The sequence below is a fragment of the Pseudoalteromonas aurantia 208 genome (genome assembly GCF_014858725.1).
Taxonomy (GTDB): domain Bacteria; phylum Pseudomonadota; class Gammaproteobacteria; order Enterobacterales; family Alteromonadaceae; genus Pseudoalteromonas; species Pseudoalteromonas aurantia.
The window spans coordinates 59,364-85,621 of record NZ_AQGV01000011.1; the positions used below are offsets into that span (position 1 = coordinate 59,364).

Annotated in this window: 32 protein-coding genes and 1 other RNA gene; 17 read left to right on the forward strand and 16 right to left on the reverse strand. The window is 41.4% G+C overall.

The genetic code is table 11. The features are described from left to right. Positions 1-4: 4 nt before the first annotated feature. From PAUR_RS02830 to PAUR_RS02870, 9 genes are read right to left on the reverse strand one after another with little or no spacing between them, the layout of a single operon-like run. Positions 5-457 (reverse strand): PTS sugar transporter subunit IIA, encoded by a 453-nt coding sequence (locus PAUR_RS02830; protein ID WP_192506311.1) that lies wholly within the window; start codon positions 455-457, stop codon positions 5-7. Positions 458-459: 2 nt separating this feature from the next. Next, the gene (hpf, locus tag PAUR_RS02835; RefSeq protein WP_010361359.1) at positions 460-747 is read right to left on the reverse strand and encodes a ribosome hibernation promoting factor; all 288 of its coding nucleotides are present in this window, start codon (positions 745-747) and stop codon (positions 460-462) included. A gap of 28 nt (positions 748-775) precedes the next feature. Beyond that, complete coding sequence (locus PAUR_RS02840; RefSeq protein ID WP_192506312.1) at positions 776-2,278, reverse strand: RNA polymerase factor sigma-54; 1,503 nt, start codon at positions 2,276-2,278, stop codon at positions 776-778. A 56-nt stretch (positions 2,279-2,334) separates the two neighbouring features. Next, positions 2,335-3,060 (reverse strand): LPS export ABC transporter ATP-binding protein, encoded by a 726-nt coding sequence (lptB, locus tag PAUR_RS02845; RefSeq protein ID WP_192506313.1) that lies wholly within the window; start codon positions 3,058-3,060, stop codon positions 2,335-2,337. A 3-nt stretch (positions 3,061-3,063) separates the two neighbouring features. Next, positions 3,064-3,588, reverse strand: coding sequence for a lipopolysaccharide transport periplasmic protein LptA (lptA, locus tag PAUR_RS02850; RefSeq protein WP_192506314.1), 525 nt, complete (start codon positions 3,586-3,588; stop codon positions 3,064-3,066). Next, the gene (lptC, locus tag PAUR_RS02855; RefSeq protein WP_192506315.1) at positions 3,578-4,132 is read right to left on the reverse strand and encodes an LPS export ABC transporter periplasmic protein LptC; all 555 of its coding nucleotides are present in this window, start codon (positions 4,130-4,132) and stop codon (positions 3,578-3,580) included. Before lptC ends, lptA begins: the two co-directional genes overlap by 11 nt. Beyond that, positions 4,129-4,680, reverse strand: a complete 552-nt coding sequence (kdsC, locus tag PAUR_RS02860; RefSeq protein ID WP_192506316.1) for a 3-deoxy-manno-octulosonate-8-phosphatase KdsC — start codon at positions 4,678-4,680, stop codon at positions 4,129-4,131. The genes lptC and kdsC overlap by 4 nt, the downstream gene beginning before the upstream one ends. Continuing rightward, positions 4,680-5,651 (reverse strand): KpsF/GutQ family sugar-phosphate isomerase, encoded by a 972-nt coding sequence (locus tag PAUR_RS02865; protein WP_192506317.1) that lies wholly within the window; start codon positions 5,649-5,651, stop codon positions 4,680-4,682. The genes kdsC and PAUR_RS02865 overlap by 1 nt, the downstream gene beginning before the upstream one ends. Before the next feature lie 10 nt (positions 5,652-5,661). Next, on the reverse strand, positions 5,662-6,624 hold the full coding sequence (locus PAUR_RS02870) for a calcium/sodium antiporter (protein WP_192506318.1): 963 nt from the start codon (positions 6,622-6,624) through the stop codon (positions 5,662-5,664). Between the two features lie 218 nt (positions 6,625-6,842). Between PAUR_RS02870 and PAUR_RS02875 the strand changes: the two genes are divergently transcribed. Genes PAUR_RS02875 through murA form a run of 7 tightly spaced genes read left to right on the forward strand, consistent with a single transcriptional unit; the run spans position 6,843 to position 11,491 of the window. Beyond that, a complete protein-coding gene (locus PAUR_RS02875; RefSeq protein ID WP_192506319.1) occupies positions 6,843-7,649 on the forward strand; it encodes an ATP-binding cassette domain-containing protein in 807 nt (268 codons plus the stop codon). Beyond that, the gene (gene mlaE / locus PAUR_RS02880) at positions 7,646-8,425 is read left to right on the forward strand and encodes a lipid asymmetry maintenance ABC transporter permease subunit MlaE (protein ID WP_192506320.1); all 780 of its coding nucleotides are present in this window, start codon (positions 7,646-7,648) and stop codon (positions 8,423-8,425) included. The genes PAUR_RS02875 and mlaE overlap by 4 nt, the downstream gene beginning before the upstream one ends. Before the next feature lie 16 nt (positions 8,426-8,441). Then, entirely contained in the window at positions 8,442-8,990 is a 549-nt protein-coding gene (gene mlaD / locus PAUR_RS02885) for an outer membrane lipid asymmetry maintenance protein MlaD (protein WP_192506321.1), read from the forward strand. A gap of 5 nt (positions 8,991-8,995) precedes the next feature. Beyond that, on the forward strand, positions 8,996-9,673 hold the full coding sequence (locus PAUR_RS02890; RefSeq protein WP_192506544.1) for an MlaC/ttg2D family ABC transporter substrate-binding protein: 678 nt from the start codon (positions 8,996-8,998) through the stop codon (positions 9,671-9,673). Then, on the forward strand, positions 9,660-9,959 hold the full coding sequence (locus PAUR_RS02895; RefSeq protein WP_192506322.1) for an STAS domain-containing protein: 300 nt from the start codon (positions 9,660-9,662) through the stop codon (positions 9,957-9,959). Before PAUR_RS02890 ends, PAUR_RS02895 begins: the two co-directional genes overlap by 14 nt. Positions 9,960-9,964: 5 nt before the next feature. Then, positions 9,965-10,222: a BolA family iron metabolism protein IbaG gene (gene ibaG, locus PAUR_RS02900; RefSeq protein ID WP_192506323.1), complete on the forward strand. Its 258-nt coding sequence runs from the start codon at positions 9,965-9,967 to the stop codon at positions 10,220-10,222. Positions 10,223-10,231: 9 nt separating this feature from the next. Next, the gene (gene murA / locus PAUR_RS02905) at positions 10,232-11,491 is read left to right on the forward strand and encodes a UDP-N-acetylglucosamine 1-carboxyvinyltransferase (RefSeq protein WP_192506324.1); all 1,260 of its coding nucleotides are present in this window, start codon (positions 10,232-10,234) and stop codon (positions 11,489-11,491) included. A 70-nt stretch (positions 11,492-11,561) separates the two neighbouring features. Here murA and PAUR_RS02910 read toward each other — a convergent pair whose 3' ends face one another. The 3 genes from PAUR_RS02910 to PAUR_RS02920 all read right to left on the reverse strand — a co-directional run bounded on the left by PAUR_RS02910 (position 11,562) and on the right by PAUR_RS02920 (position 14,689). Then, complete coding sequence (locus PAUR_RS02910; protein WP_192506325.1) at positions 11,562-12,647, reverse strand: trypsin-like peptidase domain-containing protein; 1,086 nt, start codon at positions 12,645-12,647, stop codon at positions 11,562-11,564. A gap of 93 nt (positions 12,648-12,740) precedes the next feature. Then, entirely contained in the window at positions 12,741-14,093 is a 1,353-nt protein-coding gene (locus tag PAUR_RS02915) for a DegQ family serine endoprotease (RefSeq protein WP_192506326.1), read from the reverse strand. Between the two features lie 137 nt (positions 14,094-14,230). Beyond that, positions 14,231-14,689 (reverse strand): YhcB family protein, encoded by a 459-nt coding sequence (locus PAUR_RS02920; protein WP_192506327.1) that lies wholly within the window; start codon positions 14,687-14,689, stop codon positions 14,231-14,233. A gap of 154 nt (positions 14,690-14,843) precedes the next feature. Between PAUR_RS02920 and zapE the strand changes: the two genes are divergently transcribed. The 8 genes from zapE to PAUR_RS02960 all read left to right on the forward strand — a co-directional run bounded on the left by zapE (position 14,844) and on the right by PAUR_RS02960 (position 21,314). Next, positions 14,844-15,938 carry a cell division protein ZapE gene (zapE, locus tag PAUR_RS02925; RefSeq protein ID WP_192506545.1) on the forward strand — a complete coding sequence of 365 codons (1,095 nt, stop codon included), beginning with the start codon at positions 14,844-14,846 and terminating at the stop codon, positions 15,936-15,938. Positions 15,939-16,197: 259 nt separating this feature from the next. After that, complete coding sequence (gene rplM, locus PAUR_RS02930; RefSeq protein ID WP_010361380.1) at positions 16,198-16,626, forward strand: 50S ribosomal protein L13; 429 nt, start codon at positions 16,198-16,200, stop codon at positions 16,624-16,626. Between the two features lie 7 nt (positions 16,627-16,633). Beyond that, a complete protein-coding gene (gene rpsI / locus PAUR_RS02935) occupies positions 16,634-17,026 on the forward strand; it encodes a 30S ribosomal protein S9 (protein WP_171041054.1) in 393 nt (130 codons plus the stop codon). Between the two features lie 517 nt (positions 17,027-17,543). Then, positions 17,544-18,134: a ubiquinol-cytochrome c reductase iron-sulfur subunit gene (petA, locus tag PAUR_RS02940; RefSeq protein WP_119860956.1), complete on the forward strand. Its 591-nt coding sequence runs from the start codon at positions 17,544-17,546 to the stop codon at positions 18,132-18,134. Further along, positions 18,134-19,429: a cytochrome b gene (locus PAUR_RS02945; RefSeq protein ID WP_192506328.1), complete on the forward strand. Its 1,296-nt coding sequence runs from the start codon at positions 18,134-18,136 to the stop codon at positions 19,427-19,429. Before petA ends, PAUR_RS02945 begins: the two co-directional genes overlap by 1 nt. Then, positions 19,426-20,163 carry a cytochrome c1 gene (locus tag PAUR_RS02950; protein ID WP_192506329.1) on the forward strand — a complete coding sequence of 246 codons (738 nt, stop codon included), beginning with the start codon at positions 19,426-19,428 and terminating at the stop codon, positions 20,161-20,163. The genes PAUR_RS02945 and PAUR_RS02950 overlap by 4 nt, the downstream gene beginning before the upstream one ends. 96 nt (positions 20,164-20,259) lie before the next feature. Next, positions 20,260-20,886, forward strand: a complete 627-nt coding sequence (gene sspA, locus PAUR_RS02955) for a stringent starvation protein SspA (protein ID WP_192506330.1) — start codon at positions 20,260-20,262, stop codon at positions 20,884-20,886. Continuing rightward, positions 20,886-21,314, forward strand: a complete 429-nt coding sequence (locus PAUR_RS02960) for a ClpXP protease specificity-enhancing factor (RefSeq protein WP_192506331.1) — start codon at positions 20,886-20,888, stop codon at positions 21,312-21,314. The genes sspA and PAUR_RS02960 overlap by 1 nt, the downstream gene beginning before the upstream one ends. 89 nt (positions 21,315-21,403) lie before the next feature. Here the strand turns inward: PAUR_RS02960 and dolP are convergent, their stop codons facing one another. From dolP to PAUR_RS02980, 4 genes are read right to left on the reverse strand one after another with little or no spacing between them, the layout of a single operon-like run. Beyond that, positions 21,404-21,970 (reverse strand): division/outer membrane stress-associated lipid-binding lipoprotein, encoded by a 567-nt coding sequence (gene dolP / locus PAUR_RS02965; RefSeq protein ID WP_192506332.1) that lies wholly within the window; start codon positions 21,968-21,970, stop codon positions 21,404-21,406. Continuing rightward, positions 21,971-22,558 carry an SIS domain-containing protein gene (locus PAUR_RS02970; protein WP_192506333.1) on the reverse strand — a complete coding sequence of 196 codons (588 nt, stop codon included), beginning with the start codon at positions 22,556-22,558 and terminating at the stop codon, positions 21,971-21,973. It lies immediately after the preceding gene. A gap of 1 nt (position 22,559) precedes the next feature. Continuing rightward, complete coding sequence (locus PAUR_RS02975) at positions 22,560-22,925, reverse strand: YraN family protein (protein WP_192506334.1); 366 nt, start codon at positions 22,923-22,925, stop codon at positions 22,560-22,562. A 21-nt stretch (positions 22,926-22,946) separates the two neighbouring features. After that, complete coding sequence (locus PAUR_RS02980) at positions 22,947-24,836, reverse strand: penicillin-binding protein activator (RefSeq protein WP_192506335.1); 1,890 nt, start codon at positions 24,834-24,836, stop codon at positions 22,947-22,949. 62 nt (positions 24,837-24,898) lie between these two features. Between PAUR_RS02980 and rsmI the strand changes: the two genes are divergently transcribed. Next, positions 24,899-25,759: a 16S rRNA (cytidine(1402)-2'-O)-methyltransferase gene (gene rsmI / locus PAUR_RS02985; RefSeq protein ID WP_192506336.1), complete on the forward strand. Its 861-nt coding sequence runs from the start codon at positions 24,899-24,901 to the stop codon at positions 25,757-25,759. Positions 25,760-25,798: 39 nt separating this feature from the next. Further along, positions 25,799-26,151: RNase P RNA component class A (rnpB, locus tag PAUR_RS02990), an RNA gene on the forward strand. Positions 26,152-26,258: the final 107 nt, after the last annotated feature.

Below are 26,258 nucleotides of genomic sequence, written 5' to 3' on the forward strand. Positions count from 1 at the left end.
TTTACTAATCTTGAGCCTTAATAATACTATAGAGCTCGGTATCATTGCTGGCATGTCTCAATTGCTTACAGAACTCTTTATCTTTTAAGCTTTCAGCAATTGCAGCGAGTGTTTTCAGATGCTGTTGATTATCACCTTCAGGTACAATGAGTGCAACAAAAATATCGACTGGACGATTGTCTATGGCATCGAATGGAACTGATTTTTTACTAACTAATATCATCGCAAAAACTTGTTCGATACCTTGCATTCTGCCATGTGGAATAGCGATGCCTTTACCAATTCCAGTACTGCCTAGTTTCTCTCGAGACATGAGCGCAGATAAAACATCATGCTGTTCTAGGTGGGGTAACTGTTCATGTGTAAGTTCGCTAACGTATTCGAGAATACGTTTTTTGCTATTAAAAAGGACCGCAGCTTTACTGCAGTCCTTGTTGATTATTGAGCTAAGTTTCATGGTTAATGTCGAGTAAGCTTTTCTTTGTGTTTGATTACTTGTCTGTCTAGCTTGTCAACCAAACCATCAATAGCAGCATACATATCTTGATGCTCAGTAGAGGCAAATACTTCTGCTCCGCTTAAGTGTAAGGTCGCTTCGGCTTTTTGTACGAGTTTTTCAACATCTAAAATCACATGCACATTATTGATATGATCAAAGTGCCTTTCTAGCTTCGCAAACTTGGTGTTGACATAGTCTCTTAGTGATTCAGTTACTTCTACGTGACGACCAGTTAAATTTAGTTGCATAAGCATTTTCCTTCTTTGGTATTACGTCTTATATCAAGCTTTTACGCTGATTCGACGGTGGAATGGCTAACGACTCCCGATATTTTGCTATCGTACGTCGGGCCACTTTGATTCCTTGCTCTGCCAATATATCCGCAATTTTGCTATCACTTAATGGCTTAGCAGTATTTTCGGCGGCAATGAGCTTTTTGATCAATGCTCTAATCGCTGTGGAAGAGCATTCACCTCCGTTTTCGGTACTCACATGGCTCGAGAAGAAATATTTCAACTCAAAAATGCCCCTAGGTGTGTGCATATATTTTTGTGTTGTGACACGTGAAATAGTGGACTCATGCATCTCTACCATTTCAGCCACATCATTTAGCACCATAGGTTTCATTGCTTCAGGGCCATGTTCAAAGAATGCCTGTTGTTGCTGCACAATGCAATTAGTTACTTTCATTAACGTATCATTGCGGCTTTCTAAGCTTTTAATAAACCATTTAGCTTCTTGTAAATGCGAGCGAATAAATTGACTATCAGTGCTTGATTTCATTGAGCGAGACATCGCCGCATAGTGATCATTGACTCTAATTTTCGGCATTGAATCAGGGTTTAATTCAACTAACCATCGGCCTTTCACTTTTTTCACAGAGACATCTGGTATGACATATTCAGACTCTTCACGGATGATACTGGCCGCAGGTTTTGGATTTAAGCTGTGTATTAGAGTCATGACTTCTTTTAAATCGGACTCTTTCAGCTTAGTCTTTTTCATTAGCGTTCGATAGTCTCGACTTGCAAGTAAGTCGATATGTTCGGTGAGCACATGTTTAGTATGTTCCAGCCAAGGTGTACTTTTATCAAACTGATTAAGCTGGATACATAAACATTCTTGTAAGCTCCGAGCTGCAATGCCGACGGGGTCAAATAATTGAATGCGTTTCAGGACAGCCTCAATTTCATCAAGTTCAATGGCATCTTCTGAACTCTCGTCATTAAGGCTTTCTAAGATTTCATCGGTCGATAAGGTTAATAAACCACCATCATCCACGGCTTCCACAATGGCGACAGCGATCCCTCTATCAGTATCACTAAACGGGGTCAGTTCTAGTTGCCACATTAAGTATTCATGGAGCGATTCGGTGGTTGCGCCTTGGTACATGTTTTCGTCTTCAGGCATAGGGCCGCTGCTTGTTGCTGGTGCAGCACTCATGTATTCATCCCATGTGACATCCATCGCAAGTTCTTCGCTAACAGTGTCTTTACTCATAGCCGCGTCTGCATCAAGCTCATAGTCACTGACTGGAGCTTCTTCAATACTGTCTGAATTAGATTCTTCTTTCGAGAGCTCTTTATGTTCTTTTTCTATATTTTCGTTGTCGTTTTCATGCTCTGATTCTTCAACTTCCAGTAATGGGTTGCTGTCCAAGGCTTCTTGGATTTCTTGTTGGAGATCTAGCGTGCTCAATTGCAACAAGCGGATAGCTTGTTGTAATTGGGGTGTCATGGTTAATTGCTGACCCATGCGCAGCTGTAACGATTGCCTCATGTATCTCTAACAATCCTTTCTATTAATCAATTATTAAAATTACCTAGATACTATAACTATAGCCTGAATTGTTCACCTAGGTAGACATCTCGAACAGTTTGATCGGCAAGCACGTGTTCTGGAGTACCAGATGCAATTAATTCACCATGTGAAACTATGTATGCTTTTTCGCACACATCAAGTGTTTCTCGTACATTATGATCTGTGATCAGAACACCTATACCGCGTTTTTTTAAATGTTCGATAATTTTCTTTATATCTAACACCGAAATTGGGTCAACACCAGCAAAAGGCTCATCTAACAGGATAAATTTTGGGTTTGCGGCTAAAGCGCGAGCAATTTCGACTCTTCGACGTTCACCTCCTGACAATGCCATACCTTGACTTGTACGTATATGTTGGATGTTGAATTCATCTAATAATTCATTAAGAATTTGCTCTCGATCAGGTTTACTCAGCTCATTACGAGTTTCTAAAATAGCCATTAAGTTCTGGTAAACGGTTAACTTTCGAAAGATGGAAGATTCTTGCGGTAAATAACCTATGCCTAGCCTTGCTCGACTGTGCATCGGTAACAGGGTGATATCGTGGTCATCAATTGTTACGGTACCGTTATCGCTTGGCACTAATCCAACAATCATATAAAAACTGGTCGTTTTACCTGCCCCGTTGGGGCCTAGCAAGCCAACAATACTGCCGGCCTCGACGGCAAGGCTGACATTTTTTACGACTTGTCGTCCTTTGTAGCTTTTAGCCAAAGCGGTTGCAGTCAAAGTACTCATTTATTATTTGCCTTGTTCTTTATTCGATTTTTTTTCTGGGACTAGAATTGTGTGTACTCGGCCAGTATTTTCATTACCTTTTTCAGCATTTATTAATTGTTTATCCATATCGTAAATTATGGATTGTGCTTTTATGATTTGGCCTGCTTGGTTAATTTCTGCATCACCTTTGATTGTCAGCTTTTTATTCGCTACATCATATCGAACCTCACTCGCCGTGGCACTTAATACGGTGCCATCAACTTGTGTCTCGGTAAAACGCGCTGGATTACCTGTCGCGACAAGCAGTTGTTTATTTTCTCCTAATTCAGCCCGTCTATGCACTTCTAGGCGATCAGCGTTAATTTGTCTATTACCATGTATAATTTCAACATTTTGTTCAAAAATACCAATGTTGGTTTTTAATTGTGCGGTTTGCTTGCCTGCTTTAATTGATACTTGTGATGCAAAGTCATTATTGTTGGCCGCAAGCGCGCTGCTGAATGTAAGCCCAATAAAGGCTACGGTGACTATTAATCTATTGGTCATAATAAATGGTTCTAGTATGGTTAATTAGTTCTATAACATCGGTATTTAAATCGGCGTGCAGACCTTTACCTGTGATGAGTAAGTCTGGACCTGTGATTTCTACCGGTTGCTCCGATTGCATTAGTTTATTGATAATTTCAACTCGAATATGGTCCGCGTTGATATGTGTAATCATGGCTTTATCTGTTAGATTTTGCGCCACAACATTACCTTCCAAAATGAGTATGTTATTTTCGTATAATGTGGCTTCAGTTGCTGTGATTTTCCAGTTTTTAGGCCCGTTATATAAAGTAAAAATAGGTGCTTCAAAATGGCTAAAGCCAAGCTCTTGATATAATTCCATTTTATCCGCAGTTACTGTATGGCTACGAATACCCGTTTCATCATAAATTGTTTGTTGTAATTGTGTTGCTATATAATCTGGCTTAGCAATGACATCACTGGTACCGTTTTCTGATGAGGGGGGGTGGGTGAAGTAAGGGTACCACAACCATCCCATAATCATTGAAAAGATAATCAATAATGCAATTCGATTTATGGTCATGTGCTTGTTCCAGTGGTACCTAACGAGTGACCTTGTGCTAACATAATCAAATCGGTTAATTCACGCACAGCACCAAACCCCCCTGGTAACATGGTTGTATAATGCGCAACGCGTTTTATAAGAGGGTGGGCATCGTTAACTGCAACTGAAAAGCCCACTAATTGCATGACGGGCAAATCAGGGCCATCATCTCCGATATAAGCGATGTTTTCATCTTGTAAATCTAATGCTTGCTTTAGTGTGTCATATGCCTGCAGTTTATTTTCTTGGCCTTGATAAATATGCTGTACGTTTAAGCTAGTCATTCTTTGCTGAACAATCTGTGAATGTCGGCCAGTAATAACGGCAACTTGCACGCCACTATTGATTAGAGCTTTAATGCCAAACCCATCTTTTGTATTAAATGCTTTTAATTCTTCACCGTTGTTGCCAAGGTAAATCCGACCGTCAGAAAAAACGCCATCAATATCACATATCAGTAGCTTAATATTAGCAGCCTTGCTGTACGCAACATCACTGATAGGTTGATATAAGTCTGAGAATTGCATTATAAAACTCCTGCTCGTAGTAAATCTTGCGTATTTAAAGCACCGATCGGGTAGTGGTTATCATCTATGACAATTAAACCATTAATTCGTTTCGTTTCCATTATATTCAATGCTTCAGCTGCAAGAATATTTGCATGTACGGTTGCACAGCTTTTAGTCATTACCTCGCTAATGAGTGCGTTATGTAAATCAATTCTTTGTTCAATGATTCGCCTTAAATCCCCATCTGTAAAAATACCACATAAGCGAGATTCAGAGTTAATTACGGCTGTCATTCCTAATCCTTTGGCTGACATCTCGAAAAGCGCAGCTTTTACCGTGTCTTGAACAGTCACTACGGGTACTTCGGCGCCTTTGTGCATGATGTCATCGATGGTCAGTAATAGTCTTTTCCCTAATGCACCACCAGGGTGAGAAAGTGCAAAATCATCGGCTGTAAAGCCTCTTGCCTCTAACAAAGCGACGGCGAGTGCATCACCCATTACCAATGTTGCCGTTGTACTAGCTGTTGGAGCAAGCCCTAATGGGCAGGCTTCTTTCGATACGGCAATACATAAATGTACATCGGCTAATTTAGCAATGGTTGAGTGCGAATTACCGGTCATCGCGATCGTTTTTGCGCCAATGCGCTTAATCACAGGTATGATACTCAATATTTCGCTCGTTTCACCTGAATTAGAGATCAGCAGGACAACATCTTCTTTGGTGATCATGCCTAAATCACCATGACTGGCTTCTCCAGGGTGAACAAAAAAAGCGGGGGTACCAGTACTGGCAAATGTGGCTGCAATCTTATTCCCAATGTGACCTGATTTTCCCATGCCAATGACTATCGTTCTACCGATACAATTAAAGATAGTTTCACAGCCAGCTTCAAAGCTCTCATCGATATACTGCGTGATTTCATCTATAGCTTGGCGCTCAACTTTGATCACTTGTCGTGCAGTCTTAGAAAAATTTATTTGGCTCATCAGTGACTTCCTAGAATGAAATAATGTAATACATATAGCTAATGAAAGCGGCTAATAATAGCCCTCCTTCTATACGATTTATTTGTCTAGACCCTGTGAAACTTAGGCTCATAAGAATAAGCGCGACAGTGGCTGCTAACATGATATAGATGTCTCGCTGTGCAATATTCAAATCTAGAGAAGCTGGGTTTAAAATGCCAGCAATGGATAAAACCGCGAGTATGTTAAAGATATTAGAGCCGATGATGTTACCAAGAGCGAGGTCATCCTCTTTTTTTAATACGCCAGCAATACATGCAGCAAGTTCAGGCAAACTGGTTCCGATCGCTATGATTGTTAGCCCAATTAATAAGTCGCTCATGCCAAAAAATTTTGCGATATCTACAGCTGAACCAACAAGGTAGTGTGAGCTGACGGGTAACAATACCATACCAACGACTAACCAAAATACTGCTTTCTTCGTAGGGATATTTTCAGGTACTTCGTCACAAGCTTCATTAACTAGGGGGTCGTTTTGATTGCCTGTTTGTTTTGTGATGATGATTAACGTCAGTAAAAATAGTACAAAGCCGACTAATAGTAGGGAACCTTCAATCAAACTGAAGTAATTATCGCTTACGATGAACCACGCTGCTAATGAGACAATGACAAGTAACGGCATTTCACGCTTGAGGATCCCTGAACTAACAGATAAAGGGCGTAATAACGCAGTGATCCCTAATACGAGTAAAATATTTGCGATATTTGAGCCTATCGCGTTGCCAACAGCTGTATCCGTTTTATTAGCCAAAGCCGCTTGACCTGCTACCATCATTTCAGGTGCTGATGAGCCCATTGCTACGACTGTTAAGCCGACTATCAATGTTGGTACTCCAAAGTTACGAGCGAGTGCAGCCGCGCCAAAAACAAAACGATCAGCACTCCAGACTAGAGCTGCAAAACCAAGAATGAGGACAATAAAAGATAGAACCATTAAAATTATGCCAAGTGATAAAGTGTCATTGATGCAAATAGTAACAAATGCGACAAAAAAAGTATAAATAAAAGGAGGTTGTTCATATTGATAGCAAGGGGGCTCGGTAACATTGAAAGAGACATGTTATATTACAAAATTTTACGAAATGTATTTTCCCTCGGGCGGCAAAAAATCGTATTATGACATAATTAGTCAAACTAGATGTGGAGAGCGACTTGTCGCAAGCAATAGTTGAGATCAAGGATGTGACATTTTCACGTGGTGAAAAGACCATCTATAAGAATATGAGCTTCTCGGTACCAAAAGGGAAGATTACGGCGATTATGGGCCCCAGTGGTATTGGTAAGACAACGATGCTACGTTTGATTGGCGGTCAACTCAAGCCTGATAGTGGGGATATTTTATTTGAAGGCAAGAGCATTCCCAGTATGACACGTGCTGCATTGTATGATGCACGCAAGAATATGAGTATGCTTTTTCAAAGTGGCGCACTTTTCACAGATATGTCTGTTTTTGATAATATCGCTTTTCCGTTGCGTGAACATACTACATTAAATGAAGAATTGATCCGCTTAGTTGTATTAATGAAATTGCAAGCCGTCGGATTACGTGGGGCTCGTGACTTAATGCCATCAGAGTTGTCCGGAGGGATGGCACGTCGTGTTGCACTCGCGAGAGCGATTGCATTGGACCCTGAATTAATTATGTATGATGAACCTTTTGCTGGACAAGATCCTATTTCAATGGGGGTCTTGGTCAAGTTAATTAAATCCTTAAACGAAGTGCTCGGATTGTCATCACTTATCGTGACTCATGATGTAACTGAGGTATTAAGTATTGCCGAGCACGTAATTATTATTGCGGAACAAGGGGTTATTGGAAGTGGTACAGCGCAAGAAATGCTTGCTCATCGTTCTCCGCTAGTTCAGCAATTCTTACAAGGTTTATCTGACGGACCGGTGCCATTTCACCAACCTGCAAATCCTTATGAGCAAGAGCTATTGAGCGGAGGTGCTGTGTGATTAACTTTTTTCAGAAGTTAGGTCATAAAACACTGAGTCGATTTGCATCGTTAGGACGCTCGACTAGCATGTTATTTGGCGCATTGGTTAACATGCCAAATATAAGAAAGGGCACCCCGCTGCTCATCCGCCAGCTTTATATGATTGGTCACCAGTCACTTTTAATTATCATGGTTTCAGGACTCTTCATTGGCATGGTTTTGGCGTTACAAGGCTATACTGTGTTGGTTGGCTATGGTGCGGAGGATAGCTTAGGACCTTTGGTCGCATTGAGTTTATTACGAGAACTGGGTCCGGTAGTAACGGCATTGCTTTTTGCCGGAAGAGCGGGCAGTGCTTTAACGGCTGAAATCGGTTTGATGAAAGCAACAGAGCAACTTTCTAGTTTAGAGATGATGGCTATTGACCCATTAAAGCGCGTTATCGCTCCTCGGTTTTGGGCTGGATTTATTAGTATGCCATTGCTTGCTTTGATATTTTCCGCAGTGGCCATTTTAGGTGCGCATTTGGTTGGTGTTGATTGGTTAGGCGTTGATTCTGGTAGTTTCTGGTCGATCATGCAAGCACAAGTGTCGTTCGAAAAAGATATTCTTAATGGTATTATTAAGAGTTTTGTTTTTGCATTGGTAGTGACTTGGATCGCACTTTATAAAGGCTATGACTGTATCCCCACATCAGAAGGGATCAGTAAAGCAACAACAGAAACGGTTGTACATTCTTCATTGGCAGTGCTTGGGTTTGATTTCTTACTCACAGCTGTCATGTTTTCAGGTTAAAAGGTTTTAAATCGTCATGAATACACGGAAAATAGAAATTTTAGTTGGATTGTTTGTTGCTTTAGGCGTGCTGGCATTTGCGGTACTTGCACTGAAAGTGGCGAATTCAGGTATTAGCGGTAGTGGTGAAACATACACATTAAACGCTAAATTTGAAAATATCGGCTCCTTAAAAGCCAGAGCACCAATTAAAGTTGGTGGGGTTGTTATTGGTCGAGTTGAAGGTATTAGCATTCACCCTCAAGAGTTTGTGCCTGTGGTCAATATGACGATAGATGCAAATTATGAGTGTCAGTTTTCAGATACAACCTCAGTGTCAATTTTAACATCGGGGATTTTAGGTGAGCAGTATTTAGGCATTTCTCCGGTGATTGCTTCAGAGTCAGCTCGTCAGTCTTGTTTTGGGTATGAGGTTGCGCATGATGATGCTTCTGATGAGCTAGAAGACTTATTTGGAGTTGAAAGTAAAGCTCTGAGAAACGGAGACTTAATCACAGATACAAAATCAGCACTGGTATTGGAAGAGTTAATCGGTCAATTCTTATTTAACCAAGGTAGTGAATAATGATGATGCTTCGTAAGTGGATTTACGCATTTGCAGGGTTGTTGGCAATGGTTAGTATGCAAAGCCTGGCTAAAGTTGATTTAAGTGACCCTTATAGCATGGTGCAACAAGTTGCTGATAACACATTTAAGCGCGTGGCGCGAGATCAAGAAAAGGTGCAAAAAAATAAAGAGCACCTACGGGTGATCGTGAAAGAGGAGCTGATGCCGTATATTGATTATAAATATGCCGCTTATCGAGTGTTGGGAAGCTACATACAAAAAATTCGTACAATGGAAAATAAAGAAGATAAAGCACAAGCAATTAAACATGTGCGTACTTTTATTGATGTTTTTCAACGTTACTTAGTCGCAACGTATGCTGGCGTATTTACTCAATACACAGATCAGAAAGTAGAATTTGGGGCCGTAAAAGACTTTTCAAAAGATGATGTCGCAATCGTTAAAACGAAGATAATTGAAGCAGGTAAACCTGATATTCGTATCGATTTTAAAGTGCGTAAAGGGAAAAATAATGAATGGCGAGCTTATGACATGATGGCGGAAGGTATTAGTTTGTTGGATGCTAAGCAAACAGAACTGCACGGTATTTTACGTCAGCAGGGTATTGAGCATGTGATTCAGTTGCTCGATAAGAAAAGTCGACTTCCGGTACAATTTAGGGGGGATGATGGCAGCAACTAACGTTCACTTTAAATCACAAAGTGATGGCATCATTTATGTCAATGGTGAATTGACAAGAAATAGCTTAACAGATGAACGACTTCTTAACCGACAGTTAGAAAGTGCCCAATCAACCCTCTATTTTGACCTTTCTAACGTATCAAGGGTTGACACAGCGGGCTTAGCTTGGTTAATTCACTCTTTAGGTAAATTGCAGCAACAAGATAAACGTCTTGAGCTTAAGAATATACCTGAACAATTGCGCAATTTGATGGCATTGGGTCAGGTTTCAACCTTATTTGAGTGAATATAATGGAAATAAACGAAGTCGAAACATTATTAAAAGAGGCGCTGTCGCTTGATGAAGTGGTAGTTAAAGCGAATGGAAGTCATTATGAAGTGATTGCCGTTGGAGCATGTTTTGATGGGCTTAGCCGCGTTAAAAAACAGCAGTTAGTATATGGACCACTGATGGATACGATTTCAGATGGGACGATTCATGCTGTAAGTATTAAAGCATTTACGCCAACGGAGTGGCAAAGAGAACGTAAGTTTATCCTTCCACAATAAGAGGCCTCGATGGATCAGTTTATTATCCAAGGTGGCACTACTTTAGCAGGTGAAGTCACAATATCAGGTGCAAAAAACGCTGCATTGCCCATTTTATTTGCTGCATTACTAGCAAATGGTAAAAGCCGTTTTAGCAATGTCCCTCAATTACGTGATATAGGCACAACGGAAGCGCTTCTGAAGACACTGGGTGCTGGTGTTGCTTGGCAAGGAAGTGTACTTGAAGTAGATGGTAGTCGTGTTGATAAAGTGCTTGCTCCCTATGAGCTTGTAAAGCAAATGCGTGCATCAGTACTTGCTTTGGGACCTTTACTGGCTCGTTTCGGTGAAGCTCAGGTGTCTTTACCTGGAGGCTGTGCAATCGGTGCTAGGCCTGTTGATATTCATATTAAAGGCTTAGAGCGTATGGGGGCCGAAATAACTGTTGAAAATGGTTATATCAATGCCAAATCGAGCGGGCGCTTGCAGGGCGCTGAAATATATATGGAAATGGTGAGTGTTGGAGCGACAGAAAACCTGTTGATGGCGGCAACATTGGCTGACGGCGTAACGGTTTTAGAAAATGCAGCTCAAGAACCTGAAATAGTCAATTTAGCTGAGTGCTTGATTGCTATGGGGGCGAATATCAAAGGGGCTGGTACTAGTCGCATTGAGGTGCAGGGTGTCGAGCAGCTCTTAGGGTGCGAACATAGAATCCTACCAGATCGAATTGAAACAGGGACTTTCTTAGTTGCCGCGGCGATGGCGAAGGGCGAAGTCTTGTGTAAGAGCACGGATCACACGAGTTTAGAGCCTGTGTTAGAAAAGCTTAGAGCTGCGAATGCATTGGTGGAAGTGACTGCAGACAGTATTTATGTTGATATGCGACAGCGTGCGTTGCAGGCTGTAAACATTAAGACAATGCCACATCCAGGGTTCCCGACGGATATGCAAGCTCAATTTACCGCATTGAATGTTGTTGCGCAGGGTAGTGCAACTATCACTGAAACTATTTTTGAGAACCGTTTTATGCATGTGCCTGAGCTGCAAAGAATGGGCGCAAATATTCGTTTAGAGGGCAATACAGCGATCTGTGGTGAAACCGATAAACTAAGTGGTGCGCAAGTCATGGCAACAGACCTGCGAGCTTCTGCAAGCTTGATATTGACAGGGATAGTAGCTAGCGGTGAAACAGTGGTTGATCGCATCTATCATGTTGACCGCGGCTATCAAAGAATCGAAGATAAGCTAAGTAAGCTTGGTGCTAATATTAAAAGAAAGCACAATTAACACTTTCTGAGTGATTAAGAAAAAAGCGAGCTTAAGCTCGCTTTTTTCTTGGGTTATTATATATAAACCGCTACTGGGTTCTGCTTTCAAGTTTTGCAACTGTGACTTGAAAAGTTAATAGCTCGGTATTTCGGTATGCTTCGAACTCTAATATGGTGCCAGGGCGAGTGTTACCAATAAATTTAAGTGTTTGCTGCGGGTTGGTGACAGCATTACCTGCAACTTTGACAATGATGTCATTATCTTGCATACCTGATTGCCATGCAGGCCCTAAGGGGTCTATGTTATTAACTCTGAGCCCAACCACTTTGGTGTATAAGTCAGTAACGACTTTACCCGTGCTATCGACCGCATTTCCGGTGAATCCAAGGTATCCGCGAACCACTCTGCCATCACGTTTTAATTTCTCCATGACTTCTTTAGCAAGTGAGTAGGGAATCGCAAAGGAAATCCCTTGAATGTCGATATTATAGCGAGTTCTAAATTGGGCTGAAGTGAGCCCGACCAATGTGCCATTTGAATTTATTAATGCGCCGCCTGAGTTTCCGACATTCACGGCCGCATCCATTTGTAATAGGCTGCTATAAGAATTGTCCGGAGTCAGTTTCTTCCCCGTTGCGCTGATCACACCTTGAGTAATAGTTTGACCCAAATTTAGTGGATTACCAATCGCTAAGACAACATCACCAACTCGAGGATTGAAAGTGTCATCCATTGGAATAACGGGAAGGTGTTGCTCATCAATTTTTAATAAGGCTAAGTCAGTTACTGTATCAAAACCAATCACTTGAACTTCATTGAAAATACGTCCGTCAGTTAAAATGACCATGATTTGATCTGCATTATTGACCACGTGGTAGTTTGTTAATATGTAACCGTCGTTTGACATGATGACGCCAGATCCGAGCTCTTGTGTGGTATTTGCACGCTTAAACCTAGGAACAGAGGTGATCCCTTCAGAAAAAATAGTGACTACAGCGGGGGAGGCTTTTTCAACCGCATCTGCAAAGCTCATATGAGTATTACTATATCGGCTTGATACATCAATTTTAGGCAGCACTGCGCTGCGTAAGTTTGGCGTGAACCAAATGATTAAAAAAGCAATGCCGAGGCCTGCTAGCAATGGCGGCATAATAAAGCGAAGTAGTTTAAGCACAGTCGTAATCTATTTATATTTATTTATTGTTTATGATGGCACAAATAAAAACACAGCGGCAAGAACCACTGTGTTTTTTTATTGAAAAAGTGATTATTGAATTAAAAGAAATACCGAGTCGCGACCTCTTTTAATGCCGAGGACGATATTTCCTTGGATGTCCTCAATTAAGCTGCCCATTTCTCGGATGCTGTCAATCCGTTGTCGATTCACTTGCATAATTACATCGCCTTCTTCTAATCCAACGCGTGCAGCGGGAGAGCGAGCTTCCACTGATGAAACTATCACGCCTTTATTCCCCTCACGTTCTCCGCTTTCAAGTACTGCGCCGCGCAACATAGGATGGACTTTATCGGCTTGGGCTTGTAGTTCACCTTGTCCTTTGAGCGTGACGTTAATCGAACGGGTTTTCCCATCGCGGTAGACTCCCACTTTGACGGTACGTCCCTCTCCGATGGTTGCAATTTTACTTGCCAATTCGGCGAAACTTTGAATATCGTCACCATTGACTGACACAATAACGTCATTTGCTAATATCCCAGCTTCACTGGCTGCAGAATCATTGACAACTTGTGCAACATAAGCCCCTTGTTTTACATCAAAGCCTTGTGCTTTAGCAATACCTGCATCTAATGTTCTACCTTGAATACCGAGAGAGCCACGCCTAACCTGACCAAACTCCACTATTTGGTCAACTAAGTTCTTCATCATATTGGAAGGGATAGCAAAACCAATGCCCACATTACCACCAGATGCTCCTAAAATCGCAGTATTAATACCAATTAGTTCGCCTTTTAAGTTAACTAAAGCACCACCAGAGTTTCCTTGGTTAATTGCTGCATCGGTTTGTATAAAGTCTTCATACCCTTCAATGTTTAAACCACTTCGACCAAGCGCACTTACAATCCCTGATGTAACCGTATGGCTCAATCCGAATGGGTTACCTATTGCTACCGCAAAATCCCCAACCCGTAGCACATCGGAGTTCGCGAGTTTTACTTCTGTAAGTTCTTCTGATTCAATCTCTAATAATGCAATGTCAGACTCTTTGTCAGTGCCAACTAATTTAGCATCAAATTCTCTACCATCTTCTAAAGTAACAATGATTTTTTCAGCATCAGCAATCACATGGTTATTGGTGACGACATAACCTTCACTTGCATCAATGATGACACCTGAACCTAATCCACTGAATTGACGCTTTTGGCTGCGAGGTTGAGGTTGGCCAAAAAAATAATCAAATGGGTCAACGCGGCGACGCACTTCTTTTGCGCCAGAAACTTGGATGCTAACGACCCCTGGGGTAACACGCTCTAGCATAGGGGCTAGGGTCGGTAAGGTTTGGCCATCAACAGCAACAGGCAATTTAGCGAAAGAGACACTGGGATTTAATAAGAAAGTTGAAGATAAAAGTGCCGCTGATAATAACGAGAATTTCAATTTCATAGTCAATAAGTACTCCGAAAAAAGCAGTTAGTTATTGAAAAGACATTGGAACATAATTACCACATAATTATCGGACCAACGTCAATTCGCTATTTGGTTATCTGTACTTACTGACTATGGGGCCAAAAAAAAGTTCATCAAGATACTTTTGTTTGCTCATTTTCTAAACTTTCACCAGAAAAAATACCCGATTCGCCTTCTACATAGTCAACGGGTTGTGCAGAGTCATCAGAGCGATTATTTGCTCTTCTGCGTTCAGGCCGGCTTTTTAGAGAGGCATGAAGCTGCTCTGTTGTTTCTTTGGAAAAGAATGGCTCACTTGGGTGAGTTGGCTTTTCAGTTAATAGCACTTGATCTGTTTGTTCTACATGGCTAAATAGTTGCGTGTAGCTTTCTTGCATCTTGCTCATCAGTTTTTTTGTACTGGCTAAGTGATCAGAGACATCTTGACGATATTGTTCTAATTCACTTTTTGCTTGAATAGCTTGCTGTTCTAATTCCGTTTGTTTCAATTGTTTTCTAGTGACTTGAGCACCAATAAAAAAACTAACAACACCTGTAATAATCAAAAGTCCTAACCAAACGATGGTTGTCATATTTCTCTCCTATGAATTATCGCAGTCTCAGTTAAAAAATTAGAACCGTATATTTGCGATAAGAATAAAATCTACCTAGTTGTTCAATATACGCGTAGATTGGTTGCGTGTTAATATAGAGAACAAATAAAAACGGTTAACAGTGTAAAAAATGATGACTCCTTGGCAAAAATATCAACAAGACCTACAAACGGAAGATTTCCAGTATGACAGTGCACAAGAAAATGCGGTTAAGCATTTGCAACGTTTGTATGATGATTTATGCGCCCAACCAGTCGCCCCTTCGGGCAGTTTTCTATCTCGTATTTTTGCTAAGAAACCAGAGCCAAAAAAAATTAAAGGATTGTATTTTTGGGGAGGTGTTGGCCGAGGGAAAACATATTTAGTTGATACGTTTTTTGAAGCATTGCCCAGCGAGAGAAAAATGCGCGTGCATTTTCACCGTTTTATGCATCGTGTTCACGATGAATTAAAAAAACTTCAAGATGTTAAAAATCCACTTGAAGTCGTTGCTGATATTTTTAAAAAAGAAACTGATATTATATGTTTTGATGAATTTTTTGTGCAAGATATCACCGATGCGATGTTACTAGGAGGCTTGATGCAGGCGCTTTTTGCTCGTGATATAGTTTTGGTAGCCACCTCAAATATTGTACCCGATGATTTATATCGAAATGGCCTGCAACGCGCGCGATTTTTACCTGCAATAGAGCTTGTTAACGCCAATACTGAAGTCGTGAATGTGGACTCTGGTATTGATTACCGATTACGTACACTTGAACAAGCTGAAATATTTCATAGTCCCTTAGACAAAAAAGCGGATGATAATTTGTTTGCTTATTTTGATAAGTTATCTCCAGAGCCTGGGCGAGTGGATGAGGCCATTGAAATTGAAGGACGCTTAATTAACACGCGCAAAGTGTCAGACTGTATTGTCATGTTTGATTTTACACAGTTGTGTGAAACTGCGCGTTCACAAGTGGATTATATGGAAATTAGTCGTCTATATAACACCGTGATTTTATCCAATGTAAAGCAATTGAGCCAACAGAATGACGATGCCGCTCGGCGTTTTATTGCGTTAGTTGATGAGTTTTATGAGCGAAATGTGACGCTTATCATATCGGCACAAGCACCTATCACAGAGTTGTATTCTACGGGCACACTCGAGTTTGAGTTCAAACGGTGTATCAGTCGTTTACAAGAAATGCAATCGCTTGATTATTTGGCGCGTGAACATCTCGCCTAGTTCAATGATCAAGCCATCGTAACGGGTGAAACCAACGAAAAGCAATTTTTTTGTGGAAAAAACAATCGCGCGCTAGTCAATCTCCTTATGAGTTGCTATAATCCGCGGCCTGCCACGTTGCGTTCTATTGCCCTCGTCGGCTTAGCCACTGACTTGAGCGGCAAAAAGTCTTCAACTCGAAGGGGTTAAAGCACTATATAGTAAAGCGATAACCATTTTGGTTATCTGTGGTTTTAATTGAAAACATTGGATTTTTTAGATGAAAACGTTTGTTGCTAAACCAGATACAGTAAAACGTGACTGGTACGTAGTTGACGCTGAAGGTAAAACTTTAGGTCGTATCGCTACTGAAATCGCTAGTCGCCTACGCGGAAAGCATAAAGCTGAATACACTCCACACGTAGATACTGGTGATTATATCATCGTTATCAACGCTGAAAAAGTTACTGTAACTGGTAACAAATTCAAAAACAAAGTGTACTACGCACACTCTGGTTTCCCAGGTGGACTTAAGTCTGTAACTTTCGATAAGCTTCAAGCTGCTAAGCCTGAAATGATTATTGAGAAAGCGGTTAAAGGCATGTTACCTCGCGGCCCTCTAGGTCGTGAAATGTACCGTAAGCTTAAAGTTTACGTTGGTAATGAGCACAACCACGCGGCACAACAGCCGCAGGTTCTAGACATTTAAGGAGCACATCATGGCAAATCAATACTACGGTACAGGTCGTCGTAAAAGTTCAAGTGCTCGCGTATTCTTACGCCCAGGCACTGGCAACATCGTAATCAATAAGCGCTCACTAGATGAGTACTTTGGTCGTGAAACAGCTCGTATGGTTGTTCGTCAAGCTCTTGAGCTTGTAGACATGACTGAAAAGTTTGACCTTTACATCACTGTTGAAGGTGGTGGTACAACAGGTCAAGCTGGCGCAATCCGTCACGGTATTACTCGTGCACTTATGGAGTTTGACGAGTCACTACGTCCTACACTTCGTAAAGCTGGCTTTGTTACTCGCGATGCTCGTAAAGTTGAGCGTAAGAAAGTGGGTCTACACAAAGCGCGTAAGCGTCCTCAGTTCTCAAAGCGTTAATTTTTTACGTTTCAAGAATTCAAAAACCCAGCTTGTGCTGGGTTTTTTGTTTTTACTGATTAACCCTGCTCACCTAAAGTTGCCTTTTTATACGACGGTCTGTCGTTTAAATTATCCTCAATATACTAATATCCCGTTTTTATTGACAAAAAAAGTTCAATATTTATTACATTTAGTGCAAATCTGTCGATAACTCAGCGCTTTTTTTTGCTACAATTGCAGGGCAAGTAAAGTGAGTGAGTTTCAACGGGAATTCTGTAGAGGGCATTTTTTCATACAGAGGTTGATCTTGGTCAGTAAATTGTTGTTATTGAAGCGATATCATAAGAGATTAGCTTTTTGCTCTGGTTAACTTAGACTGTGTTGTTTGGTTTATCGGATCATTAGGTTTGAATAACCTTGTTTTAATCAAGGGATTTATTTATGATCGCGTCTATTTTGTAGTTTCTTAAAATTAACCTGCTGTAACGATGTTCTCAATATAGCAAGTGTTGAGATTCATAGTGGAGATAAGTGGATGAGCAATGCGCCTGTAGACAATGGCCGACGTCGCTTTTTAACCATAGCTACCTCTGTTGTAGGTGGTGTTGGTGCGGCTGGGGCTGCTGTTCCCTTTATTGCGTCTTGGAATCCAAGTGAGCGAGCTAAATCTGCAGGTGCGCCTGTAGAAGTGGATATCAGCAAACTTGAGCCTGGACAATTAATTCGTGTTGAGTGGCGAGGTAAGCCTGTTTGGGTTATTTCTCGTACCCCAAAAATGTTAGAAGAGATGAAAGCTCATGAAGGGCAACTTCGTGATCCTGCTTCTGAAGAACCTCAACAACTCGATTCAGCTAAAAATCCATATCGCTCTAAGCGTCCGGAGATTTTTGTTGCGGTCGGTATTTGTACACACCTAGGCTGTTCACCTAGCTTCCTGCAAGGTGGCTTTGGTGAAAAAGTTGAAGGTACAGAGGATGGTTTCTTCTGCCCATGTCATGGTTCTAAATTTGATATGGCTGGTCGAGTATTCCAAGCGGTTCCTGCACCGTTAAACCTTGAGATCCCTCCATACACCTTTATTGATGACACCACGATTATCGTTGGTGAAGAAGAAGGGGTAGCGTAATGGCTGAAAACTCTAAAGCAGCTTCAGGCGTTGTAGGTAACGTCATTAACTGGATCGATGACCGTATTCCAATGACTCGCGTCTGGAATATGCACATTGCTCAATATCCTGCACCAAAGAATTTTAACTTTTGGTACTTATTCGGTTCATTAGCGATTCTTGTGCTAGTAAACCAAATCCTAACGGGTATTTGGTTAACCATGAACTATGTTCCATCTGCTGAGGGCGCATTTGCTTCAGTGGAGTACATCATGCGTGATGTAGAGTATGGTTGGTTACTGCGATATCTGCACTCAACAGGCGCATCTGCGTTTTTTGTTGTCGTGTACTTACACATGTTCCGAGGCATGATTTACGGTTCTTATCAAAAGCCACGAGAGTTGTTGTGGTTGTTTGGTATGTTTATTTTCTTAGCGCTAATGGCTGAAGCATTCATGGGTTACTTACTACCTTGGGGACAAATGTCTTTTTGGGGAGCTCAGGTAATTATCTCGCTATTTGGTGCAATTCCAGTGATTGGTGAAGACTTAACTCAGTGGATCCGTGGTGATTATGTTATTTCTGGTGCAACGCTTAACCGCTTCTTTGCATTACATGTTATTGCATTACCTTTAGTCTTGGTTATTTTAGTATTCCTTCACATTGTAGCATTACATGAGGTAGGTTCAAATAACCCAGATGGTATTGAAATTAAACATAAAAAAGGCACTATTTCAGAAGATGAAAAGCCTAAGTTTAAGTTTCACGAGTATTATACTGATAAGAAAGATATTGTTGACGCAATTCCTTTCCACCCTTACTACACAGTGAAAGACATTTTAGGTGTAGCAGGTTTCTTAATTTTATTTTGTTGGGTTGTCTTTTTCTCTCCAGAGATGGGTGGTTTCTTCTTAGAAGCGCCAAACTTTGAAGCTGCAAATCCACTAAAAACACCAGAGCATATTTTCCCTGTTTGGTATTTCACACCATTTTATGCGATATTACGTGCCATCCCTGATAAATTAATGGGTGTTGCAGCAATGGGTGCCTCAATCGTGGTACTCGCATTGTTACCTTGGCTTGACCGTGGTTCAGTGCGCTCTATTCGTTATCGTTGTGCACTACACAAGTGGAATATAGCTCAATTTGTTGTAACGTTTGTTATTCTTGGCTGGGTTGGTGCTACACCACAAACAGACTTTAAGACAATCTTATCGCAAATTACGACTGTGACTTACTTCATGTTCTTCGTGTTACTATTTGTGTATTCAAAGAACGAGACGACTAAGCCATTGCCTACGAGGGTAACCAAATGATGAAAAAACTAGTTATCGGTTTGTTCGCATTGTTGCCAACATTTGTTATGGCAGCAGGACCATCAGTACCTTTGATGGAAGCTAATAATGATTTAACTGACAAGGCGTCACTACAACGTGGTGCTCAGTTATTCATGAATTACTGCCTTGGTTGTCACCAAATGCAGTACCAACGTTATGAACGTACGTTCCGTGACATTGGTATTCCAACAGACATTGGCCAGGAGCAGCTAATTTTTGATGGTTCAAAAGTGGGTAGCCACATTTTGAATGCAATGGATCAAGATGATGCCGCTAAATGGTTTGGTGCAGCGCCACCAGATTTAACTTTGATTTCACGTGTTAAATCACCAGACTACATCTATACGTATTTAAAGTCGTTTTACAAAGATGAGTCGCGTCCATTTGGTGTGAATAATATTGTATTCCCATTAGTGGGTATGCCACATGTACTACAAGAATTGCAAGGTTTACCATTGCCTATTACTGAAGAAGTAGAAGAGCATGGTAAAACGGTTACTAAAGTAGTTGGTTTAAAAACAGATGGCTCAGGTGAAATGAGCACTGATGAATATGACCATGCTGCACGTGACATTACTAATTTCTTAGCTTATGTTGGTGAGCCATCTCGCCTAGAGTCTGAGTCAATTGGTATTAAGGTATTAGGGTTTTTATTAATTCTATTTATCCTTGCATTCTTCTTGAAGAAAGAATACTGGAGAGATGTTCACTAAAGCGAACAAATCTAAGGTGATTTTGTAATAGGGGCAGTAGCCCCTATTGCTGTTTAAAGTGATTTATTACTTTTGTAATTATTAATGGAGGTAGGCATGGCCGTTGCTGCCAATAAGCGCCCTGTAATGACTCTTTTCTCTGGTGCGAACTGTATGTACAGTCACCAAGTACGTATTGTACTTGCAGAGAAAGGCGTAAGTGTTGATATCCACCTAGCAGAAAAGGACAATCTGCCAGAAGCTCTTCATGAGATAAACCCTTATGGCACTGTACCAACTTTAATTGATCGTGAGCTTGGTCTTTACCGTGCAGACATCATCATGGAATATCTTGATGAGCGTTTTCCACACCCTCCACTAATGCCTGTATATCCAGTTATGCGTGGTCGCAGTCGTTTAATGATGCACCGTATTGAAAATGATTGGTATAGCCTTGCAGAAAAAATCTCAGAGGGTGGTTCTGATGCTGCTCTTGCACGTAGGGATTTAACCGAGGCGTTGTTAGCGGTTGCAGCTATCTTTACTGAAGCACCTTACTTCATGAGTGAAGAGTTTAGCTTGGTTGATTGTTATTTAGCACCGTTATTATGGCGTTTGCCAGAACTTGGTATTGAGCTTAATGGCGCAGGTGCAAAAGAGATGAAAGATTACATGCTACGTTTATTCGAGCGTGATTCGTTCCAGGCATCATTAACTGAAGCAGAACGCGAGATCAGATCATAATGACGCCAAATCGCCCATACTTATTGAGAGCATTTTTCGACTGGATTGTTGATAATGAATGCACCCCTCATTTAGTGGTTAATGCTGATTATCCTGAGGTACAAGTACCAACGCAATTTGTTCAGGATGGGCAAATAGTTTTGAATATCAGTCCTTCAGCAGTTACTGCATTTTCTTTGGATAATGAGCAACTTAGTTTTAATGCGCGATTTGGTGGTCAACCTATGCAGGTCTATGTACCTTTAGGTGCCGTATTGGCTATCTACGCTCGAGAAAATGGTGAAGGTACTGTCTTTACTCAAGAAGTATTTGATGATACTGAGTTTGAAGAGACGCTAGAGCCCGTAGAAAGTGAAGAAACAGGATCGCCTGATCCTGTTGAAAAACCTGAGAAAAAGAAAGGTTCTCATCTACGAGTGGTCAAATAGCGACTATTTAGTCAGTAAAAAACCCGCATTCAGCGGGTTTTTTTATGCGTACTTTAGTCTTTATTAAATTGGGAAAATTAGGTTCACTATTAGAGGTATTCGAATGCCTTAATAACGCGCTCCACACCACTGATATTTCTGGCAATCTCAACAGCTTGTTCTGCTTCAGCTGGCGCAACTAAGCCCATTAAGAAAACCTCTGAGTTCTCGGTCACAACTTTTATATTGTTACCACTGACGTTTTCGTCGGCTAAGAGTCTGGTTTTTACTTTAGAGGTAAGCCATGTATCGTGTGTTTGTGTTGTTAGCCCGATGTTTGTTCCAATTCGTAGTTGATTATGAACGCTACGTATTGCTGGTATCGTTTTTAATGCATTCTCAGCTTCAGCCTGCATTTCAATATTACTCACTTGCCCAACCATAAGTACAATACCATTAACACTGACCAGGCTAATATTGGCATGTTTAGATAGGCGGTCAATGCTTTTTATGGCAAGCGTTCCTTTTATTTCGATATTGTTGTCATCAATTTGTGTACCAATGGTACGACGATCATTCGCAGCCGACATTGCGCTGGCTGTACCTGCGACAACGGCTGCGGCACAGCCTTGTAAGAGAGTAAGGCTGAGTAATAACGCAATCGGTTTTATACGCATTTATTGTTCTTCCTGTGGGAATAAGGTGTCATCAATGAGCTGAGTTAAGCAGTGTATGGAAAATAAATGGGACTCAACAATACGACTTGGACGCTTACTCGGTACTCTGATTTCAACATCGGTTGGGCCAAGTAGCCCGGTCAGTTCGCCACCATCATCACCAATTAATGCAATGACTTTCATATCTTTAGTTAATGCAGCTTCCGCTGCGCTCACCACACTTTTCTCATTCCCATTTACACCGATGACGAGCAGTAAATCACCTTGTTGGCCAAAGGCTCTTACTTGACGGGCATAATGCTCCATATCATCGTCGGAGCCCATACTGCCAAGGTGTATGCTGTTCTGCGTTAAGGCAACCGCAGGTAAGCAAGGTCTTTCGGTTTCGTAGAAGTTGACTAATAACCCAGCCATATGAGTGGCCAACATATGGCAACTGGGCACGCCACAACACACCACTTTATTACCATTAATTAAACTTTGCACAATTGTCAGTGCTGCAGCTTCAAGGGAACTGGGGAGTACTTCACCAGCTGCAATTTGTGCTTGAATACTTTCTGTAAAAATCGCTTTAATAGATTCTTGCATATCAAAAAACGCTCTTAATCCATTGTATATTGGGAGGATTCTCACCCTCGATTGCTACAAAGTCTACGCGTACTTGAGTATTATGCAACTGTTGCTCTGTCAAATACTGATAAATACTGCGCTTTAACCTTTGTTGTTTTTTATATGATAAAGCCGATAAAGCCCCACCAAATTGTGTATGTTTGCGATATTTTACTTCAATAAAAACCAAAGTATTGTTATCTCGCATAATTAAATCAATTTCACCATATCGGCAATAATAATTGTTTGTTTCTGGAATCAACCCATGTTGCTGTAAGTATGATTCGGCGAGACGTTCGTAATATGAACCTTTATCTCGTGAGTTGCTAAATAGTCCTTTTAGCATATGTCTTCCTTAACGGTATAATTATTTCTTCAAGATCCTATTTTCAGCTGCGGCACTTTGCATAAATAAAGGCAACGGTGCTTGCTCGTTTAAATTGATTGTGCGGATCTGTTGTTTGTAATACTGAGCCCATTTCAACCTTCTGTGAATAGTATTATCGGATTTAATACTCAATTGCCCAGTTAGACCAATAAACTCTTTACCTGGTATTTTTGCCAGTTGCTTTATTTCACCTATAAGTGCAACCGCATCAAATGCCATTGCAAATAAACGTTGTTCTATATCAGCTTGTTCCGGCCACAGTTGCATATATTGATTTCTCAGCGCGCGGTTATCTGTTGTATTGGGCAACATCCACGGCTGTTCCGTAAAGTATAAGCCTTCTAGATCGCTTTTATCGGTAGTATCGATACGTCGGCTATAGCTACGAGAGCTTGCATATAAAGGGATTTTAGGAGCGAATGTACTGACATTGACGTCTAAATAGGGTTTCAACAGACGTGTCTCTGAAGCGTTCCCAAGTATATAAATCACATCAATGTCTCTACGAGAACGTGTTTCACTTTCTATATCCGTTTTACGATATAAACTTTCAATCGTTTTTATGCGTTGTTTAGAGTTCTCTACTTCTAATAAGTTGGCGATAACTTTGGCCATGTTCTTACTGTCGGTATATAAGCCAACTTCAGGCGCTGCTTCACTGTACAACCGCCATTGCTCGCTAAAGTGTTCCACGAGTCTTTTTCCAGAGTTAGAGTCAGGCGCGAGTAACATGGGTTTTTGGTATTTCTTTGCCAAAAAGTGAACTAAAGCCTGCTCTACTTCATGCTCAGGGTTTAGTGCAAAGTAGTAATGATTTGGGTTTTTCTGGCTCTGTGAACTTTTTGTATTGAGGTGAATTGTGGGCAATACATGCAGTGTGCTGCTATCACTGAGTTTTTCAATATTGTTTTTTAATAGTGGACCAATAACAAAGTCAGCCTGGTTTTGCGCTAACTGTGCTTCTATTTCTATATTCGTTTGCATTTCATCAATAAAAAAAATTTCGCTATCAGGCCAATTATCACTGGCGGCTAAAAAGCCATTCTTTAATGCTGCACCTAGTCGCTCGCTTGGCCCTGACTGAGGTAAAAGTATCGCCAACTTTTTAGTTTCATACGGTGACAATAATACCGCTTGTGTAACCTCTTTGGGCAGAATATAGCTAGCAGGGTGGTTGATAAAGCGGCGTTGCCAATTGTTCATCGCTTGGTGAAGTTCAACACCAGTACCGAGGTAAATCTGTTGGTACTTGGCTAATTTTGTCCAGCCTTGTTGCACAACAGAGCCAGTATCAAAGCGTTCTAACGCGTAGGAAGAAAGCTGTTGCAATGCCCGCCAAGTTTCGTCGTTTAAGCTCGCAAAGGTTAAGTTGTTTTGAAATGCAATATCCGAAGCTTTGAAGTAATGAACCAGTGCTTTTTTGGGCAATTGCTGAGAGGCATATATGCTGCCCATTAAATACTGATGCCAGCCTTGATGCTCGGGAAGTTTGAGTTGCTCTGAAAGGGTTCTTAAAATGGATAATGCATCAGTGTAATTCGCCATTTCTTTACGAGCGAGTGCGATGTACAGCTTATTTTGTACATGGTCGACACTGTTTTTACTTTCCAGCGCTAAACAGGCTTGTTCTAGTGTCTGCCAATCTTGTTCGATGATAGCGGCTTCTCGGGCACTATAGAGTAACTGAATTTTATGAATGCCTTGTTTGGAAATCGCTTTATTGAAAAGGCCAGATGCATTTAGTACATCAGGTATACGTTGTTGTTGATTATCTTCCGTAACTGTCACGTTTGTTGCTTTTTCGGTTGTGCTACAGGCGGATAAGCCTGACAATATACCAATTACAAGACTAATTACTTTCAGTCGCACTATGGACCCTTGATGAAGTTCTCTATTAAGGCCTATCTTACTGATTGAAACTGGAGAGCTCAATGATTAAAGCACACAACACAGATAAAATAGGCACCCTCTACGTGGTTGCAACGCCAATTGGTAACTTAGGCGACATCAGCGAACGCGCCTTAGCAACATTATCTGACGTTGACTTAATCGCGGCTGAAGATACACGCCATACAGGTAAATTACTTAGTCACTTTAATATTAAAGCAAAAACATTTGCGCTACATGACCACAATGAAAAACAAAAAGCACAGCAGGTGCTTGATTGGCTAAATGAAGGCTTGGATATTGCGTTAGTATCAGATGCAGGCACGCCTCTGATTAGTGACCCTGGTTATTCGGTTGTAAACTTATGTCGAGCACAAGGTGCGAATGTCACACCCGTGCCGGGAGCATGTGCGGCGATAACGGCAGTCAGTTGTTCAGGGCTACCGACAGACAGGTTTCAGTTCGTGGGATTCACACCTGCGAAAAGCCAAGCACGCCAGCAGTTTTTTATCGATGCTTACGAGAGCCACATTACCAGCATCATGTACGAAAGTACGCACCGGATCATGGCCAGTTTAGATGACTTGAAAGCGGCATTGGGTTCGCAGCAACAGGTGGTTTTTGCCAAAGAGCTGACGAAAACCTATGAAACATTTTTCAGTGGCACGGTCACAGACTTGATTGAGTTTTTAACCGAAGAGCCGGAAAAGCAACGGGGTGAATTAGTCCTGATGTTACCTGGTAAGCCAAAGCAGCAAGAAGAAATTCCAGCCGATGCAAAGCGGATGCTATCGCTACTAGAACCTGAAATGCCATTGAAAAAAGCATGTGGTGTGGTGGCTGAGTACTTTGGTTTAAAAAAGAATGCACTATATAAAGCGGCAATTGCAGAAAAAGAGCAGTAAAAGCGTGAGCTTTGCCTCGGTTTACCGTATAATCCGCCGCGAGTCAGCCGGATAATCGCTGCCTGTGACGAAAATGATCAGGGGGAGGAAAGTCCGGGCTCCACAGGGCAGGGTGCCAGCTAACGGCTGGGAGGCGAAAGCCTACGACAAGTGCAGCAGAGAGAAGACCGCCAACTTTCGAGTTGGTAAGGGTGAAAGGGTGCGGTAAGAGCGCACCGGGCCACTGGTAACAGTTGGTTGCAAGGTAAACTCCACCCGGAGCAAGACCAAATAGGGTTCCTTATGGCGTGGCCCACGTTGGAACCGGGTAGGTTGCTTGAGCCTAGGAGCGATCCTAGGCCTAGACGAATGATTATCTATTACAGAACCCGGCTTATAGGCTGACTCACTCATTAAGAAAAAAGCTCACACATTAGTGTGAGCTTTTTTTTATGCCATTTTCAAGCGGGACCAAATAATTTGTACTTTAAAAAATAAAAAGGCTCATTCTAATAATGAG